2 protein-coding genes are annotated in these 951 nt (G+C 78.1%); both read left to right on the forward strand.

The genetic code is table 11. The annotated features are described in order from the left end of the window. Positions 1–744, forward strand: a 744-nt coding sequence (locus ND748_RS32810) for an SDR family NAD(P)-dependent oxidoreductase (RefSeq protein WP_251750134.1), incomplete at its 5' end; no start/stop codon positions are given. Beyond that, positions 737–951, forward strand: a 215-nt coding sequence (locus ND748_RS32815; RefSeq protein ID WP_251750135.1) for a beta-ketoacyl synthase N-terminal-like domain-containing protein, incomplete at its 3' end; no start/stop codon positions are given. The genes ND748_RS32810 and ND748_RS32815, both read left to right, overlap by 8 nt.

A 951-nucleotide genomic window follows, 5' to 3' on the forward strand; every position in this document is an offset into this window, starting at 1 on the left:
GCGCCGGCGGGGCCCGAGGATCCCGCCACCGCGGGCGCGGTCGATGCCCCGGCGCTGCGCCGCGCACTGATCGAGACCGGCGTGCGCCGACCGGCCGAGATCGAGGCCCGGGTCTCCCGGCTGCTCGCCGAGCGGGAGGTGCGGGCGACGCTGGCAACCCTGCGCGGCCTCGCGTCCTCGGTGCGTTACCACGCGGTGGACGTGCGCGACGGCGCGGCCGTCGCCGCGGTGGTGGCCGACGTCTACGGCCGCCACGGTCGCCTCGACGGGCTGGTGCACGGCGCCGGCGTCCTGGCCGACCGGCTGCTGCGCGACAAGACGCCCGAGTCGTTCGACCGGGTCTACCGGACGAAGGTCGACGGCGCCCGGGCCCTGCTCGCCGCGGTGCGCGACGACGTGGGCTTCGTCGCCCTGTTCGGCAGCGTCGCGGGGGTGTTCGGCAACCGGGGGCAGGCCGACTACGCCGCTGCGAACGATGCCCTGGACACGCTCGCGGGTGCGGCGGCCGGACGCTTCGCCGGCCGGATCGTCAGCGTCGACTGGGGCCCCTGGGCGTCGCCGGCCACCGCCGCGGGCGGCGGGATGGTCTCCGCGGAACTCGCCCGCGAGTACGCCCGCCGCGGCATCGGCCTGATCGACCCGGCCGAGGGCGTCGCCGCGCTGCTGAGCGAGCTGGCGGGCCCGCCCGACGGCCCGGCGCAGGTCGTCTACATGTGCGCCGGGGCGGAGGCGTTCGATGCGTGACCCCGGTGGCGGGTCCGGGGCGCCGCCGATCGCCGTGGTGGGGATGTCCGCGCTGTTCCCGGGCGCCGGCGACCTCGACACGTTCTGGCGCAACATCGTCGGCGGGGTTGACGCGATCCGAGGGCTCCCGCGGGACCGCTTCGACGTCGACGACTACTTCCCGGCCCAGCGGCCGCCCGCCGCGCCGGGCGCGCGGCGGGGCGCGGG

Source organism: Frankia sp. AiPs1, from assembly GCF_023716945.1.
Classification (GTDB): Bacteria; Actinomycetota; Actinomycetes; order Frankiales; family Frankiaceae; genus Frankia.